The sequence below is a fragment of the Pantoea sp. AS-PWVM4 genome, from assembly GCF_000468095.1.
GTDB classification, from domain to species: domain Bacteria; phylum Pseudomonadota; class Gammaproteobacteria; order Enterobacterales; family Enterobacteriaceae; genus Pantoea; species Pantoea phytobeneficialis.
In genome coordinates this window covers 37,653-54,388 of sequence record NZ_ASZC01000017.1, presented here as the reverse complement: position 1 = coordinate 54,388, position 16,736 = coordinate 37,653, and the positions used below count along the sequence as shown (strand labels likewise).

Here is a 16,736-nt window from a genome sequence, read left to right as displayed (position 1 = left end):
CCGGCGGCGTGCCGCCGGGGCGAACAGGAGGTTGAATGCAGAAATTTGATTACATCATTATTGGTGCAGGCTCCGCAGGCAATGTGCTGGCCACCCGTTTAACTGAGGATGCTGACGTATCGGTACTGTTACTGGAAGCGGGCGGTCGCGATCACCGCTGGGACTTCCGTACCCAAATGCCAGCCGCTTTGGCTTATCCGTTGCAGGGTAAGCGTTATAACTGGGCGTATGAAACCGAGCCGGAACCGCAGATGAATCAGCGCCGTATGGAGTGCGGGCGTGGTAAGGGGCTGGGCGGTTCATCGTTGATCAACGGCATGTGTTATATCCGTGGCAACGCGCTGGATTACGATAACTGGGCGAAGAAAACCGGGCTGGAGAACTGGGCCTATCGCAACTGCCTGCCCTATTTTCGCAAGGCAGAAAAACGTGATGCCGGTGCCAACGATTATCATGGCGCAGAAGGCTATCTCAGCGTGACCACGGCGAAAACCGGCAACAACCCGCTGTATCGCGCTTTTGTTGATGCCGCCAGACAGGCCGGACACGCAGAAACCGATGACCTCAACGGTTATCGTCAGGAGGGGTTTGGGCCGATGGATCGTACTGTGACGCCACAGGGCCGCCGCTCCAGTACCGCACGCGGCTACCTCGATGTGGCGAAGGCGCGCCCTAATCTCAGTATCATCACCCATGCGCAGACCGACCGGATTATCTTTGACGGCAAAACAGCTACCGGTGTGCGCTGGCTGGTCAAAGGTGAGCCGCAGCAGGCGCAGGCACGACGTGAGGTATTGTTATGTGCCGGGGCCATCGGTTCGCCACAAATTCTGCAACGTTCCGGGGTTGGCCCCGAGGAGTGGCTGCGTGAACTGGAGATCGAGGTGGTGCACGCGTTGCCCGGCGTTGGCCGCAATTTGCAGGATCATCTGGAGATTTACATGCAATATCGCTGCAAGCAGCCGGTGAGTCTCTATCCGGCATTGCAGTGGTGGAACCAACCGGCGATTGGTGCCGAATGGCTGCTGAAAGGGACGGGGGTGGGGGCCAGCAACCAGTTTGAGGCGGGCGGGTTTATCCGTAGCGATGACCGGCCAGACTGGCCGGATCTGCAATACCATTTCCTGCCGGTGGCGATTAATTACAACGGCAGCAGCCCGGTGAAGGAGCACGGTTTTCAGGCGCATGTCGGTCCGATGCGGTCCCTGAGCCGTGGGCGGGTGAAACTGACATCGCAAGATCCTTATACTGCCCCCTCGATCTTTTTCAATTACATGTCACAGGAACGTGACTGGCAGGAGTTTCGCGCCGCCGTGCGCCTGACGCGCGAAATCATGCGGCAACCGGCGCTGGCCGACTATTGCGGAGCCGAAATTCAGCCCGGCCCGGCGGTGCAGAGTGACGAGCAAATTGACGCCTTTATCCGTTCGCACGCCGAGACGGCCTATCATCCCTGTGGCAGCTGTGCTATGGGCTATGGCGAGATGGATGTGGTGGACAGCGTCGGGCGAGTGCACGGTGTGCAGCAACTGCGCGTTGTGGATGCCTCGATTATGCCGCAAATTACCACCGGCAATCTGAATGCGCCGACAGTGATGATCGCCGAGAAGATTGCCGATGCGATTCGTGGCCGGGCACCGCTGAGCGCTTCTACAGCGGATTATTACGTACAGGGTTAACATCCCGTAGCGGCACGATTTATTACGCGGTTCTTACTGGCAATGTGCACGGAATCGCGCGAAAAATCGCGCCGCTACATGACAGCCAAACCTCTTTGCTGTAACCTCCTTTTTTCCCCGAAAGGACGTTCCCATGACGCAGTCAGTTCGTGTCGCCCTTGTAGGCGATTACCGTGCCAGTGCCGTCGCGCACCAGGCCATTCCTCCCGCAGTTCAGCTTGCCGCTCAACATCTCAGCCTCAACGTTACCGCCGACTGGATTGCTACCCCCGAAATCCATATCCCCGCTTTTGCCGACTATGATGCCATCTGGGTCGTGCCAGGCAGCCCCTATCAAAACGATGCCGGGGTGTTCGCCACCATTCAATGGGCGCGTGAACACGGCAAACCGTTTCTTGGTTCCTGCGGTGGTTTTCAATACGCGGTGATTGAGTATGCGCGCAACGTGCTGGGCTGGGACGATGCCGCCCATGCAGAAACGGATAAAGAGGGGCGCTGGGTAATTGCACCGCTTAGCTGTTCGCTGGTGGAACAGCGGGGCGAAGTGACCTTTAAACCCGGCTCACGTATCGCGATAGCGTATGACGCACTGCAAAGTGATGAGGGTTATCACTGCAACTTTGGGGTCAATCCTGATTTCAGCGAGGCACTGGAGACGCGCAACCTGCACATCACCTCGTGGGATCTGGCAGGGGATGTGCGTGGTATTGAACTGACCGATCATCCGTTCTTTATTGCGACGCTGTTCCAGTCGGAGCGTGCTGCGCTGCAAAACCGTTTATCACCGCTGGTGGTGGCGTGGTTGCAGGCCGCCACGCGATAAATCTTGCGTCCATCGTAGCGGCGCGATTTATCGCGCGCTGTTGCCGGTTATGAAAGTTGCAGCAGCGGTTTCTGGCTGCGGCCGGACTGGTGATAAAAGTGAATTGCCTCGCGCCACTGATCAAACGGGTACACGGCAACTTCGCCGCAGTCGCTGCTCCGCAACAGCGGCCAGAGTTCAGCAAACAGCTGCTGCCATGCCGCAGGCGTCAGCGCATCCAGATAATGACGGACATGAAACCAGTGAAGGGCGGGGCGCGCGGCGTTAACGCGCACTGGCTGACCGGTCAGCACGCCATAGGCGATAAACTGCGCAGCAGTGGGTAGCGCTTGCCAGATGAGCTGGCTCACCGCGCCACCAGTGGCATCAAACACCAAATCGGCCCCGGCGGCGCGCTGGCGGATGTCTGCATGTTGATCCTGCTGCAACGCACCGATAGCAAGACGCTCTAACCGTTCCGCATGGCGGGGCGCACGATAGATAGCGGTTACGCTCTGCGCCCCCCACCGCAACGCCCATTGCGCCAGCAGCAGCGCACAGTCCGAGCCGCCAGCGGTGAGCAGCAGGTGTTTATTGCCGGGTGACCAGTTTTTCAACATCAACAGTGCCGCCAGCGGATTGATATACGCGCGGGCCGCCAGCGTGCTGTCGATATCGTCCGGCACCGGAATGGCGAGAGCGGCATCACAATCGACATAGCGTTGCCAGGTTCCCGTGCCGCGCAAAGGCAGCACCCGTTTACCCAGTAAGTGGCTGAAATCAGCCGGAGCGGCAACCACCGTACCCACGCCTTCATAACCCGCGACCCGTGGCGGGGTGACGCGGTGACGATAGGCACCGCTAATCGGAATCAAATCAGAGGCATTGACCGGCGCAAACCGCATCTGCACGCGCAGTTGCGCAGGGGCCAGCGGTGTAAGCGGAGTGTATTCGAGGGTCAGAACGTCAGAAGGGTTGCCAAACTGCCGGAAAATTAATGCTGCATTCTCAGCAGTGGTCATGGCATCCCTCGTTATTCGGTTTTGGCGTCAAACTCGCACAGGTCTTCAATTAAGCAGGAGCCGCAGCGGGGTTTGCGCGCCACGCAGGTATAGCGACCGTGCAGAATCAGCCAGTGGTGGCAATCAACCTTAAAGGCTTTCGGTACCACCTTCAGCAGCTTCTCTTCCACTTCTTCGACATTTTTACCGGGGGCAAAACGGGTGCGATTGCTGACGCGAAAGATATGGGTATCGACGGCAATGGTCGGCCAGCCAAAAGCGGTGTTGAGCACCACATTAGCGGTTTTGCGGCCTACACCGGGCAGGGCTTCCAGCGCGGCACGATCTTCCGGCACCTCGCCGCCATGCTGCTCCAGCAGGATTCGGCAGGTTTTGATGACGTTTTCCGCTTTGCTGTTAAACAGGCCGATGGTTTTGATGTACTCCTTCACACCCTCAACACCGAGCGCCAGGATACTGGCCGGGGTGTTGGCCACCGGATAAAGCTTTGCCGTGGCTTTATTGACGCTGACATCGGTGGCCTGCGCCGAGAGCAGTACCGCAATCAATAATTCAAACGGCGAGCTGAAGTTCAGCTCGGTGGTAGGGTGGGGATTCTCATCGCGCAGACGCGTGAGAATTTGTACGCGTTTATCCTGATTCACACCGCTTTCCCTGTCTGGCCCTGCGGATCTGCGGCGGGCGTCTCGGCACGATTGGCCGCACGTTGTTTCATCTTCTGGTCAATAAGGTATTTTGCCGCCAGCAGCATACCAAGGCCAATAAACGCTCCTGGCGGCAGCATCGCCAGCAGCATCGGAGAATCAAAATGCACCACTTCAATACGCAGCACTTTCGCCCACGGGCCGAGCAACTGGTCTGCGCCGTTAAACAGGGTGCCGCTACCGATAATTTCACGAATCGAACCGAGGGTCACCATCGCGCAGGTCGCTCCCATGCCGATGGCAAAGCCATCCAGCGCGGAGAGCGGGATACTGCTTTTTGACGCGACGGCTTCTGCACGACCCACCACGATGCAGTTGGTCACAATCAGCGGGATAAAAATGCCGAGTGACTGATATAAACCGTGGGCATAGGCGTTGATCAGCATCTGCACGCAGCTCACCACTGAGGCGATGATCATCACATAAATCGGGATACGAATATCCGCTGGCACCCAACGGCGAGAGGCGGAAATTGCGCTGTTGGTGATGGTCAGTACCAGGGTGGTCGCCAGACCAAGGCCGAGGGCGTTGGTGGCGGTGGAGGTAACCGCCAGCAGCGGGCAGAGTCCGAGCAACTGCACCAGCGCGGAGTTGTTTTTCCACAGGCCGCCGATCAGTAAGTTTTTCGCTTCACTCATTTTGCCTCTCCACATTCGGGCAGCGATGACAGTTTCGCTGGCAGGGTTTCAATCAGTAACGCGGCGCGTTTGGTGGCATTGACCACCGCGCGTGGGGTGATGGTCGCACCGGTAAACTGGTCAAATTCACCCCCATCTTTCTTCACTGCAAAATTTTTGTCATCGGCACCGTGCACCACTTTGCCGTTGAAACTGTTGATCCAGTCAGAGACGCGCAGCTCGATTTTATCACCAAGACCGGGGGTTTCATGATGTTCGATGACGCGCACGCCCAGCACTTTACCGTGGAAATCCGCGCCCACCAGCATTTCAATCGCTCCAGAATAGCCGTCTGGTGCGGTAGTCTCAAGCGCCACCGCCACCGGTGTATCGCCTTTGCGCGCCAGATAAAGATGGTGCGGTTTACCGTTGCCGAGGGCCGGATCGGTGACCAGATAACATTCCTGTTGAATGTGGTTATCGTATAAATCGGTCGGCACCACCTGATCCAGCAGGTTTTTCTGCTGCAGCGCGGTCTGATGATCAACCGTTGGCTTGGTCACAAAGTTAACGATTGCCGTCACGCCGGTGGTGATCACCGCGAAAATTGCCAGCGTCAGCGCATTTTTACGAATAGTCTCGAACATCGGTTAATCCTTGCGATGGCCGTACACGCGCGGCTGGGTGTAGTAATCAATCAACGGCACACAAATGTTAGCCAGCAGTACGGCAAAGGCCACGCCATCCGGGTAGCCGCCATAACTGCGAATCAACCACACCAGCAGACCAATCAACGCGCCATAAATCAGGCGACCGCGATTGGTGGTGGAAGCGGTCACCGGATCGGTGGCGATAAAAAATGCGCCCAGCATGGTCGCGCCAGAAAACAGGTGGATCAGCGGCGAGTTGAGCGACTCCGGTGAAAACAGCCAGCCGAGGGTGGCACAGAATGCCAGCGACAACAGAAAGCTCACCGGGATATGCCAGCGGATGGCGTTTTTCGCCAGCAACAGCATGCCGCCCAGCAGATAACCGACGTTCACCCACTGCCAGCCAAGACCGGCCAGCACGCCATGATAAATCGGCGCGGCCAGCAGTTGTTCGGCGCTGTGACCGGCGCGCAGCCCGGTTTTAAACGTATCAAGCGGGGTCGCCTGGCTCACGCCATCCACGCCAAGTTGCAGCTGCTGCATGGTTTCGCCCGCCAGCGTGTGATGGGTAAAGATCATGCTGAGGGAATCAAGCAGGCCGGGTTTGATCGACTGCAACGCGTCCGGCGGCATCCAACTGGTCATCTGCACCGGGAAGGAGATCAGCAGCACCACATAACCGACCATCGCAGGGTTAAACGGGTTCTGTCCCAGACCACCATACAGTTGTTTGGCGATCACAATGGCAAACACCGTGCCAATCACCACCAGCCACCAGGGGGCCAGCGGCGGCAGGCTGATGCCCAGCAGCAGTGCAGTCAGCAGGGCGGAGTTATCGGCCAGCGTGGGGACCACCGGGGTTTTGCGCAGACGCAGGATCACGCCTTCCGTTGCCCATGCGGTGGCAATCGCGAGTATCACCTGAATCAGAAAGCCAATACCAAAAAAATACCATTGCGCTGCCATGCCCGGCAGCGCCGCCAGTACCACCAGCAGCATAATATTGCCGGTGCTGCGGCGGTTATGGGTATAAGGGGAACTTGCGATACGAAAAGCCATTTAATCCTCAGACGTCGAAGGCTGCTGCTGCGCGGCTTTGCGCGCTTTGGCACGGGCGACCGCGGCGGCAATCGCTGCTTTACGCGGGTCGGCGGAGTCAGGAGACGCAGCGGCCTCCGGTTCATTTATATCGGCAGCGGCCGGTTGCGCGGCAGCCGCTTTCTTCGCTTTAGCGCGGGCAATGGCGGCTTCGACAGCGGCTTTGCGCGGATCAACCGTTTCAGCCGGTGCGCTTTCTACCGGTTCGGCGGCAGCCGCTTTCTTCGCTTTAGCGCGGGCAATGGCGGCTTCGACTGCCGCTTTGCGCGGATCAACCGTTTCAGCCGGTGTGCTTTCTACCGGTTCGGCGGCAGCCGCTTTCTTCGCTTTAGCGCGGGCAATGGCGGCTTCGACAGCGGCTTTGCGCGGATCAACCGTTTCAGCCGGTGCGCTTTCTACCGGTTCGGCGGCAGCCGCTTTCTTCGCTTTAGCGCGGGCAATGGCGGCTTCGACTGCCGCTTTGCGCGGATCAACCGTTTCAGCCGGTGCGCTTTCGACCGGTTCGACCGTTGCCGCTTTCTTCGCTTTGGCACGGGCAATGGCGGCTTCGACCGCCGCTTTGCGCGGGTCACCGGCCTGACGGCTCAGTGCCTGGGTTTCAGCCTGGGTTTCTGCCTGACGTGCCAGCGCCTGAGCATGGCGGGCTTCACTTTCAGCCGCTTCCTGTTCCGGGGTTTTGGCCTGACGCGCTTTCACCCGCGCTACCGCGGCATCCAGTTCACCCTGGTCGCTACGGGCCACGCGCTGTTTCGCCTGTTCATGACGTGCTTCGCGCGCCAGTTTTTCTCGCTCCAGCCGCGCCTGACGTGCCTCAAAGCGTGCTTTGGCTTCGGCAGTGCGTTTTGCTTCCAGGTCGATAGCACGCAGTTCGGCTTTCTCCTGGCGATAGTATTGCACCAGCGGGATGTTGCTCGGGCAGACATAAGCGCAGGCACCGCATTCGATGCAGTCATCAATATGATGGGCGCGCGCTTTATCGTGGTCGGCGCCCTGGCTGTACCAGTAGAGTTGTTGCGGCAACAGATTGGCCGGACAGGCATCAGCACAGGCACTGCAACGGATACAGGATTGCTCTTCCGGGTTGCTGCCCATCTCGCTGGCGGAGGGTGCCAGAATACAGTTGGTAATTTTTACCACCGGCACGTCCAGCGAAGGCAGGGTGAAGCCCATCAGTGGGCCGCCCATAATCACCATCTGGCGCGATGCTGGGGTAAAACCGGCATGGTGCAGCAGATGACTCACCGGGGTACCGAGACGGCCCCAGACGTTACGCGGTTGACTAATGGCTTCGCCGGTCAGTGTCACCACGCGCTCGGTGATTGGTTCGCCATCGACAATGGCACGCTTCACCGCCCAGGCAGTGCCGACGTTTTGCATCAGCACGCCGATATCGGTAGAACGCCCGCCATGTGGCACTTCCAGACCGGTCAGAATTTTGGTCAGCTGCTTGGCCCCACCGGAGGGGTATTTCGTGGGGATCACCCGCAGTTGCAGATCGCGTTCGCCAGCCAGCGCCTGTTTCAGCGCGGCAATCGCTTCCGGTTTGTTATCTTCGACGCCGATCAACACGCGCTCCGCCTGTAACACCCAGGCAAGAATACGGCAGCCTTCCAGCACTTCTGCGGCGCAATCCTGCATCAGGCGGTCATCGGCGGTGATATAAGGTTCACATTCGGCGGCATTGATAATCAGGGTTTTGACGCCGCGCAGGCCACCGCGCAATTTGGTGGCTGTGGGGAAGCCCGCGCCACCCAGCCCGGCGATCCCGGCATCATGGATGCGTTTAACCACGTCTTCACGCGTCAGGGCACGGTAATCAGGTTGCGGATCGAGCGCCGTCCAGCGGTCCTCACCGTCGGCGACAAGGAAAATGCACAGCTCAGACAACCCGGACGGGTGGGCGGTCATATGCGGCGCAATCGCTTCAATGGTGCCCGATGTGGGGGCGTGCACCGGCAGCATTCGGCCATTACCGAATGTCAGCGGCTGGCCGCGCAGCACATGTTCACCAGGCGCGACACAAATCTCGCCTTCATGACCAATATGTTGCTTTAGCGGGATGATAAAACGTTCCGGCAGCGGGAGTTGGCTGAGCGGTGTACCGTTCGACTGTGTTTTCATTTCCGGCGGATGAATGCCGCCCTGAAAATCCCACAGTTTCTCTTTGCGGAACAGGGTGTTGAGCAAATTAAGCATGGCTTTCTACCGGGATCACCCGTACAGGAATAGTTTCAAGATCCCACTTCCAGTTGGCCGTGGTGGTGGCAACCGGACGCATCTCGATGCAATCGGTCGGACAAGGCGCAACGCACAGATCGCAACCGGTGCAGACATCGCTCAGCACGGTGTGCATGGCGCGGGTGGCGCCGACAATCGCGTCGACCGGGCAGGCCTGGATACATTTGGTACAACCGATGCAGTTGGCTTCGTCGATCCACGCCACGGTGCGTACCGGTGCCAACACCTCTGCACCGCCATCCAGCGGTTGCGGCTCGACGTTCAGCAACGCCGCCAGTTTCAGCATGGTCTGCTCGCCACCGGGGGCGCATTTGTTGATCGCCTCACCGTTGTTCCCGACGGCATCGGCATAGGGACGGCAACCCGGATAGCCGCACTGACCGCATTGGCTTTGCGGCAGAATGGCATCAATCTGTTCAACAATCGGATCTTCTTCAACTTCAAAACGGCGCGCAGCGTAGCCGAGCAGGCCACCAAAAACCAGGCTCAGGGCGCTTAATACGGCAATAGCAATCCAAATCGCGGTCATCAGAATTTCACCAGACCACTAAAGCCCATAAACGCCAGCGCCATCAGGCCAGCGGTGATCAGGGCGATTGAATTGCCTTTAAATGGGGTCGGGACATTAGCCAGCACCAGGCGTTCGCGGATCCCGGCAAACAGCACCATCACCAGTGAGAAACCGAGCGAGGCACTAAAGCCATACAATGCAGCTTGCAGGAAGGTATGGTTAAGGTTGACGCTCAGCAGCGGCACGCCCAGCACCGCACAGTTGGTGGTGATCAGCGGCAGAAAGATGCCGAGCAGGCGATAGAGCGACGGGCTGGTTTTACGCACCACCATTTCGGTGAACTGCACCACGACGGCAATCACCAGGATATAGGCCATAGTACGCAGATAGACTAAGTCCAGCGGCACCAGGATCAAATGGTTGACCAGCCAGGCACAAATAGACGCCAGCGTAATCACGAAGGTGGTGGCAAGTCCCATGCCAATGGCCGTTTCCAGTTTTTTTGACACACCCATGAACGGGCAAAGTCCGAGGAACTTTACCAGAACGAAGTTGTTCACCAGCACGGTGCCAATAAAGAGCAGTAAATAATCGGTCATTATGAAACCTGGGAAGCCGAAAGGCGTCTATTATCCGGAATTGAGAGCTGTATCTCAACCCGAGCCGTGTTTGCAGCCCGGTTGAGAGCACTCAGAATTAAATTCCTGACGATTCTTGCGCCATTACGGCTGGATAAACGTCTGTTTTACGCGTTGGGAGCGTTTGAAATAGGGAACAAAAACCGCCGCTGCCAGCAATGACAGCAGTAACGTCTGGATTGCTTTGCTGTCAGAAACCGGGGTAAAAGCAAAGGTTTTCATCGCCAGCAACACCGTCATTAGCAGCCAGAGAATGTAATGGCGTGGCAGACGGCGTGATCGTTTACAGAAAATCCAGCATACCCAAATGCTATATACCCAGACCAGGCCCGCGGTCAGCAATGAAATCGACCATTGCGTCAGCAGCAGCCCGCCGTGCGAAAACAACGTGGTGCGCAGTTCAGGATTAAACAGCGGGCTGAGATACATGGCGACCACCAGGGCGCTGGTGAGCATGGTCATAATCAGCCAGGCGAGCGGCAGCAGCAGCCAGCCAGCAATGCGCGGGGGATTTACCTGTTCGGTCATCGAATAAGTCCAGTTACCAGGATAAGGTGTGGCAGAGCGTATCATGTCCAAACGGGGCACGCCCGACCTGGACAACGCAATATTATCGAGAAGCAGGAGGCCGGGGTGAGTTAAACCACGTAACGCCAGACTGATTTCGGCACACAACCGAGATCGAATAAACGACCACCAGAAGCGAGTTCAGCACGACGATGATCGGCAGCGCGATACATATTGATGATCTCATTATCATCTGTCAGTGAATAATTGAGATGGTCGTAGAGTTTTTCCAGACTCTCAAGATTATTCACTTTACGGAATTTCAGCAGGTAATCGAGCGCAGTCATGATTGCCATTAATAAATAAAGAACAGGGAAGCGCCAAGTATAGGGAGCACGCAGCGAGAGTCCATATGTCAACCGTAAAAAAATTCAAAAATCAGACAAAGTGAGCTAATTCGCTCATCAAAAGACACTTTTTCACCCTTTATTCCTTTTATTGTGCATCAGCATGATGAAACTAAGCCAAATCTCTGCCGGTTATTCAGGCAGTGGTGAGAAAAATTCACACCTCAGCTCATCAAATGAGCCAGCGTTATTTTCCCGGTTTTATAGCGCTATTTTCCCTCACGCGGCGATCAAAGTTCCCGGTTTATTCCCAACTGGCCTGAAATTTTTTGTACAGGCTATGAAACCTTACATTGCAATGTGTGCGTCCAGTCACAAATCGATCAATTCCTTTCATGAAAGCCTCATAACCATTCTTTACGCGGTGCCTGTAATCGTTTCCAGCGTTATGCGACATAAGCGATTCTCTTTATTACATTTATTTAACGGCAGAGGCGAAAAATATCAGGTGTTTTGTCCATAACTGTCATGGGCATTTTGTCAGCAAACTTATCGTAACCCCTTTAATTCATTCTGTTTTGTGAGGCATGTCGCTCTCAGGAAGCGGCTTTTGCGCCAGGCTTAAACCGCGTTTGTACCCCCTACAGCACACTCCCTTCAGAGGAATGAAATTATGTGGAAACGTTTACTCTTGTCCGTCATGGTGAGCGCGGCGATCAGCGCACCGGTCCTGGCGGCTGATATGACAGTTGGATTCTCGCAGGTTGGCTCGGAATCCGGCTGGCGTTCTGCGGAAACTAACGTGGCAAAAACCGAAGCGCAGAAGCGGGGCATCACGCTGAAAATTGCGGATGGTCAGCAGAAACAGGAGAACCAGATCAAGGCAGTGCGTTCATTCATCGCCCAGGGCGTGGATGCCATCTTTATCGCCCCGGTGGTGCAGACTGGCTGGGAGCCGGTGCTGGAAGAAGCTAAAGACGCCAAGATCCCGGTGTTCCTGCTCGACCGCGCGATCGTCGTGAATGACAAGTCACTGTATGAGTCGGTGGTGACAGCGGATAACGTGCTGGAAGGCAAGTTGATTGGTGACTGGTTGGTGAAAACCCTCGCGGGCAAGCAGTGTAACGTCGTGGAATTGCAGGGCACCGTGGGTGCCAGCGTGGCGATTGACCGTAAGAAAGGGTTTGCCGAAGCCATTGCCGGACACCCCAACATCAAAATTATCCGTTCTCAGTCCGGCGACTTTACCCGCAGTAAGGGTAAAGAGGTGATGGAGAGCTTTATCAAAGCGGAGAACAATGGCAAGAACATCTGCATGGTGTTCGCGCATAACGACGACATGGTGATTGGTGCGATTCAGGCCATTAAAGAAGCGGGCCTGAAACCGGGCAAAGATATCCTGACTGGCTCGATTGACGGTGTACCGGATATCTACAAAGCGATGCTGGCAGGCGAAGCCAATGCCAACGTCGAGCTGACACCGAATATGGCCGGTCCGGCGTTTGATGCGTTGGAAAAACTGAAAAAAGATGGCACGCAGCCGCCAAAAATCATCCGCACCCAGTCGAAACTCTTCCTGCCAGCGGATGCACAGACGGAACTCGATAAGAAAAAGAACATGGGTTACTGATCCCCGCACCGCCCTCCGGGGCGGTTTTTCATGACGTAAGGCGAGGCAGGTCCGTATGACTACACCACAAGAAGAGGCACTGCTGACCATCAGCGGCGTCAGCAAAGGTTTCCCCGGCGTGAAAGCGTTGGATAACGTGTCGTTCAGTATCCGCAAAGGCGAAATCATGGCGCTGCTGGGAGAGAACGGGGCTGGTAAATCGACGCTGATAAAAGTGCTGACCGGCGTGTACAGCCGTGATGCCGGGGTGATCACCCTGAATGGCAAAGCGATTACACCGCATAACACCGGCGATGCCCAATTAATGGGTATCGGCACCGTTTACCAGGAAGTAAACCTGCTGCCCAATATGTCGGTGGCGGATAATTTATATATCGGTCGCGAGCCGCGACGTTTTGGCATCATCGATCGCAAACGTATGGTGCGCGATGCCGATGCGCTGATGCGCAAATACGGTTTTGCCCTCGATGTGACGCGTCAGCTCGGCCATTATTCGGTGGCAATGCAGCAGATTATCGCCATCTGTCGCGCGGTGGATCTGTCGGCACAGGTGTTGATCCTCGATGAACCCACCGCCAGCCTCGACGCCAGTGAGGTCGAGATGTTGTTTACCCTGATGGCGCAGTTAAAAGCCAAAGGGATGAGCCTGATTTTTGTCACTCACTTCCTCGATCAGGTGTATCGCATCACCGACCGCATCACGGTGCTGCGTAATGGTCAGTTTATCGCCACCCGCGACACCGCATCGCTGCCGCGTATCGAGCTAATCAAGCTGATGCTGGGGCGTGAGCTGCTGGAGACGGCGTTACAACGTCAGGGCAGCACCCTGCGCAGCAATCAGCCGGTGGTGGCGTTTGAAGATTACGGTAAGAAGGGCACCATCGAGCCGTTCAGTTTGCAGGTGCGTCCGGGTGAAGTGGTGGGGCTGGCCGGGTTGTTGGGCTCGGGACGCACCGAAACCGCCGAAGTGTTGTTTGGCATCCGCCGAGCCGATCGCGGCACCGCTACCATTAAGGGTAAGGTGCAACAGATTCGTACCCCGGCTAAAGCCTCGAAGCTGGGGATGGGATTTTGCCCGGAGGACCGCAAAACCGACGGCATTATTGGTAAGGCGTCGGTGCGGGAAAACATTATCCTCGCGTTGCAGGCGCAGCGTGGCTGGCTGCGTCCGATCAAAAAACGCGAGCAACAGGCGATTGCCGAACGTTTTATTAAAAGTCTTGGCATTCGTACACCGCATGCCGATCAACCGGTTGAGTTATTGTCGGGCGGCAATCAGCAGAAAGTACTGCTGTCGCGTTGGCTGGTGACCAAACCGCAATTTCTCATTCTTGACGAACCCACGCGGGGTATCGATGTCGGTGCTCACGCGGAGATTATTCGTCTGATTGAATCCCTGTGCGCCGACGGACTGGCGCTGCTGGTTATCTCCTCTGAACTCGAAGAACTGGTGGGGTACGCCGATCGCGTGTTGATTATGCGCGATTTGAAGCAGGTGGCGGAGATCCCCCTTGAGCAGCTGTCGGTAGCGTCGATTGTCAACGCTATCGCCCACGGAGGAGAACAACATGCTTGAATCCGATATGACGTCTGAAAAAACCAATCGGCGTAAGCTGAAACTGCCGCCCGGTATGCCGCAAATTGCCGCGCTGGTGCTGGTGCTGCTGGTGGACAGCCTGGTGGCGAATAACTTTTTTGCCGTGCATTTACAGGATGGCCGCCTGTTTGGTAGCCCGATCGATATTCTCAACCGTGCCGCACCGGTAGCGCTGCTGGCGGTGGGGATGACGCTGGTGATTGCCACCGGGGGAATTGATTTGTCAGTAGGGGCGGTGATGGCGATTGCCGGGGCTACGGCGGCAACGCTCACCGTCGCCGGGCACAGTCTGCCGTTTATCATTCTCGCGACACTGGGCACCGGGCTGGCATGTGGTTTGTGGAATGGCGTGCTGGTGGCGTTGCTGCGAATTCAACCGTTCGTCGCCACCTTGATTTTGATGGTAGCCGGACGCGGTGTGGCGCAGCTCATCACCCAGGGGCAAATCGTGACTTTTGATAACGATAACCTGTCGTGGTTTGGTAGCGGCTCGTTGTGGCTGTTGCCGGTGCCGGTGTGGATTACGTTAGTGGTGGCGCTGGCGGTGTGGCTGGTAACACGCAAGACGGCGCTGGGGCTGTTTATTGAAGCGGTGGGGATTAACCTGCGTGCGGCGCGCAATGCAGGCGTTACCGGCTGGCTGGTCGTGATGTCAACCTACGCCATCAGTGGCGTATGTGCCGCAGTAGCCGGGTTAATTGTTGCCGCCGATATCCGTGGAGCGGATGCCAATAATGCCGGATTGTGGCTGGAGCTGGATGCGATTCTGGCGGTGGTAATTGGCGGTGCATCACTGATGGGCGGGCGTTTTAATCTGGTGCTGTCGCTGATTGGTGCGCTGATTATTCAGTCGATGAATACCGGGATTCTGCTGTCTGGTTTCCCACCCGAACTGAACCAGGTGGTGAAAGCGATAGTGGTGATGTGCGTGTTGCTGATTCAGTCACCGCGCTTTCTTGCCATGCTGAAACGGAGGCGTCCATCATGATTAAACGTCATCTGCCTTTGATGATTACTTTGCTGGTGTTTGTGGCCGGATATCTGTTCTGCCTCAGCCAGTTCCCCGGCTTTGCCTCCACCAGGGTAATTTGTAATATCCTCACCGATAACGCATTTCTTGGCATTATCGCCGTGGGAATGACGTTTGTGATCCTGTCGGGAGGGATTGATTTATCGGTCGGGGCGGTGATTGCTTTTACCGGCGTGTTCCTTGCCCGCTTAATTGGAGATTACCATGTGGACCCGTTGCTGGCCTTTGCGCTGATTCTGGCGTTAGGGGCAGCCTTTGGCGCCATGATGGGCTGGTTGATTGATGGGTTAAAAATCCCGGCGTTTATTATTACCCTCGCCGGGATGTTTTTCCTGCGTGGCTGTAGCTACCTGGTATCGGAAAACTCGATCCCGATTGACCATCCGTTGTATGCCACGCTGTCGAGTATGGCGTGGAAAATTCCCGGCGGTGGGCGGTTAAGCTTGCTGGCGGTGATTATGCTGGTGGTGGTGGTCGGTGGCATTTTGCTGGCGCACCGCACGCGTTTTGGTAATCAGGTGTATGCCATTGGCGGCAACCTCACGTCGGCGCAGTTGATGGGGATCTCCACGCGCGCCACCACCATTAAGATTTATATGTTGTCGACCACGCTGGCAACGCTGGCAGGGATTGTGTTTTCCATCTATACCTCAGCGGGTTATGCGTTGGCCGGACTGGGTGTGGAGCTGGATGCCATTGCCTCGGTGGTGATTGGCGGCACGCTGCTCTCCGGTGGCGTAGGAACGGTGCTCGGTACGCTGTTTGGCGTATTAATTCAGGGGCTGATTCAGACGTGGATTAATTTCGACGGCACCCTGAGCTCCTGGTGGACCAAAATCGCCATCGGCATTTTGTTGTTCGCGTTTATCGCGCTGCAACGTTTGCTGACGGTGATGTGGGATCGCCAGCAGAATGCGCCGGTTAAACGGCTAACGTCCTGATGGCGTTGGTGTAGCGGCGCGATTTATCGCGCGCTTTTGACCTTCGTGGTTAAAAAAACGCGATAAATCGCGCCGCTACCGATGTGTTCATTATGATTTATTCCTGAATCCATTCTGAATTCCTTATATCCCTCTGACATTTATCATCCTTATCTTTCAGTGAGATAGCGCCCATGTTAACGTCCGGCCACGTTGTTCATCCTGGCAGGGACGAGCTTAATGAGTGCAACCCCCACACCACACGATGCGCTATTCAAACGGTTTCTTAGCCATCAGGCTATCGCCAGACAGTTCCTGGAAATTCACTTGCCCAATGCTGTTCTATCACGGTAAAACCAGCCCCTATCCTTATGCGATGGACTGGCTATCCTCATTTCGCGACCGGGAGCTGGCGACGCAAATATTTTGCCAACCCTTTCCGCTGGTGGATGTCACGGTGCTCCCGGATGAGCAGATCATGACAATTGAACAACAGTGGCGGCTGGAGTCACGTCTGGAAGGACGGCAGGAAGGACGGCAGGAAGGACGGCAGGAAGGACTTCAGGAAGGTCGGCTGGAGATGGCACGACGCATGCTTTCGGAAAAATTAGACCTTAAAACCATTATCAAGGTAACCGGTTTAAGCGAAGGTGAGTTACGGGAGCTTTGCTCCTGAATTGATATTGCTACCGCGAAAGTCTTTTCAGTACCGCAAATAAAAGGGTCGCGATTAATCGCGACCCGAT

The 16,736-nt window shown here is 56.4% G+C and carries 17 protein-coding genes and 1 pseudogene; 8 read left to right on the top strand and 10 right to left on the bottom strand.

Annotation, left to right across the window (positions count from 1 at the left end; translation table 11 throughout):
* Positions 1 to 35: 35 nt before the first annotated feature.
* Together betA and L579_RS15805 are read left to right on the top strand one after the other, a co-directional pair.
* Positions 36 to 1,679, top strand: coding sequence for a choline dehydrogenase (gene betA, locus L579_RS15810; RefSeq protein WP_021185199.1), 1,644 nt, complete (start codon positions 36 to 38; stop codon positions 1,677 to 1,679).
* A gap of 133 nt (positions 1,680 to 1,812) precedes the next feature.
* Positions 1,813 to 2,502 carry a CTP synthase C-terminal region-related (seleno)protein gene (locus L579_RS15805; protein WP_021185198.1) on the top strand — a complete coding sequence of 230 codons (690 nt, stop codon included), beginning with the start codon at positions 1,813 to 1,815 and terminating at the stop codon, positions 2,500 to 2,502.
* A 47-nt stretch (positions 2,503 to 2,549) separates the two neighbouring features.
* Here the strand turns inward: L579_RS15805 and L579_RS15800 are convergent, their stop codons facing one another.
* The 10 genes from L579_RS15800 to ydgT form a co-directional block, all read right to left on the bottom strand.
* Entirely contained in the window at positions 2,550 to 3,503 is a 954-nt protein-coding gene (locus L579_RS15800) for a zinc-dependent alcohol dehydrogenase family protein (RefSeq protein WP_021185197.1), read from the bottom strand.
* A gap of 11 nt (positions 3,504 to 3,514) precedes the next feature.
* The gene (gene nth / locus L579_RS15795; protein ID WP_021185196.1) at positions 3,515 to 4,147 is read right to left on the bottom strand and encodes an endonuclease III; all 633 of its coding nucleotides are present in this window, start codon (positions 4,145 to 4,147) and stop codon (positions 3,515 to 3,517) included.
* Positions 4,144 to 4,845, bottom strand: a complete 702-nt coding sequence (locus L579_RS15790) for an electron transport complex subunit E (RefSeq protein WP_021185195.1) — start codon at positions 4,843 to 4,845, stop codon at positions 4,144 to 4,146. The genes nth and L579_RS15790 overlap by 4 nt, the downstream gene beginning before the upstream one ends.
* Positions 4,842 to 5,471 carry an electron transport complex subunit RsxG gene (gene rsxG, locus L579_RS15785; protein ID WP_021185194.1) on the bottom strand — a complete coding sequence of 210 codons (630 nt, stop codon included), beginning with the start codon at positions 5,469 to 5,471 and terminating at the stop codon, positions 4,842 to 4,844. The genes L579_RS15790 and rsxG overlap by 4 nt, the downstream gene beginning before the upstream one ends.
* A 3-nt stretch (positions 5,472 to 5,474) precedes the next feature.
* The gene (gene rsxD / locus L579_RS15780) at positions 5,475 to 6,533 is read right to left on the bottom strand and encodes an electron transport complex subunit RsxD (RefSeq protein WP_021185193.1); all 1,059 of its coding nucleotides are present in this window, start codon (positions 6,531 to 6,533) and stop codon (positions 5,475 to 5,477) included.
* On the bottom strand, positions 6,534 to 8,768 hold the full coding sequence (gene rsxC, locus L579_RS15775) for an electron transport complex subunit RsxC (protein WP_021185192.1): 2,235 nt from the start codon (positions 8,766 to 8,768) through the stop codon (positions 6,534 to 6,536). It lies immediately after the preceding gene.
* Entirely contained in the window at positions 8,761 to 9,339 is a 579-nt protein-coding gene (gene rsxB, locus L579_RS15770) for an electron transport complex subunit RsxB (RefSeq protein WP_021185191.1), read from the bottom strand. The genes rsxC and rsxB overlap by 8 nt, the downstream gene beginning before the upstream one ends.
* A complete protein-coding gene (rsxA, locus tag L579_RS15765; protein ID WP_021185190.1) occupies positions 9,339 to 9,920 on the bottom strand; it encodes an electron transport complex subunit RsxA in 582 nt (193 codons plus the stop codon). Before rsxA ends, rsxB begins: the two co-directional genes overlap by 1 nt.
* A gap of 123 nt (positions 9,921 to 10,043) precedes the next feature.
* On the bottom strand, positions 10,044 to 10,487 hold the full coding sequence (locus L579_RS15760; RefSeq protein WP_021185189.1) for a DUF2569 domain-containing protein: 444 nt from the start codon (positions 10,485 to 10,487) through the stop codon (positions 10,044 to 10,046).
* A gap of 110 nt (positions 10,488 to 10,597) precedes the next feature.
* The gene (gene ydgT, locus L579_RS15755; protein ID WP_021185188.1) at positions 10,598 to 10,813 is read right to left on the bottom strand and encodes a transcription modulator YdgT; all 216 of its coding nucleotides are present in this window, start codon (positions 10,811 to 10,813) and stop codon (positions 10,598 to 10,600) included.
* 163 nt (positions 10,814 to 10,976) lie between these two features.
* Between ydgT and L579_RS23820 the strand changes: the two genes are divergently transcribed.
* The 6 genes and pseudogenes from L579_RS23820 (at position 10,977) to L579_RS15730 (ending at position 16,666) form a co-directional block, all read left to right on the top strand.
* Positions 10,977 to 11,336 carry a hypothetical protein gene (locus L579_RS23820; protein ID WP_152521893.1) on the top strand — a complete coding sequence of 120 codons (360 nt, stop codon included), beginning with the start codon at positions 10,977 to 10,979 and terminating at the stop codon, positions 11,334 to 11,336.
* Between the two features lie 150 nt (positions 11,337 to 11,486).
* Entirely contained in the window at positions 11,487 to 12,443 is a 957-nt protein-coding gene (gene ytfQ, locus L579_RS15750) for a galactofuranose ABC transporter, galactofuranose-binding protein YtfQ (RefSeq protein ID WP_021185186.1), read from the top strand.
* A 55-nt stretch (positions 12,444 to 12,498) separates the two neighbouring features.
* Positions 12,499 to 14,019: a sugar ABC transporter ATP-binding protein gene (locus L579_RS15745; RefSeq protein WP_021185185.1), complete on the top strand. Its 1,521-nt coding sequence runs from the start codon at positions 12,499 to 12,501 to the stop codon at positions 14,017 to 14,019.
* Positions 14,012 to 15,028, top strand: a complete 1,017-nt coding sequence (gene ytfT, locus L579_RS15740; RefSeq protein ID WP_021185184.1) for a galactofuranose ABC transporter, ATP-binding protein YtfT — start codon at positions 14,012 to 14,014, stop codon at positions 15,026 to 15,028. The genes L579_RS15745 and ytfT overlap by 8 nt, the downstream gene beginning before the upstream one ends.
* Entirely contained in the window at positions 15,025 to 16,011 is a 987-nt protein-coding gene (gene yjfF / locus L579_RS15735) for a galactofuranose ABC transporter, permease protein YjfF (RefSeq protein WP_021185183.1), read from the top strand. The genes ytfT and yjfF overlap by 4 nt, the downstream gene beginning before the upstream one ends.
* 219 nt (positions 16,012 to 16,230) lie before the next feature.
* A pseudogene (locus tag L579_RS15730) lies at positions 16,231 to 16,666 on the top strand (Rpn family recombination-promoting nuclease/putative transposase).
* Positions 16,667 to 16,736: the final 70 nt, after the last annotated feature.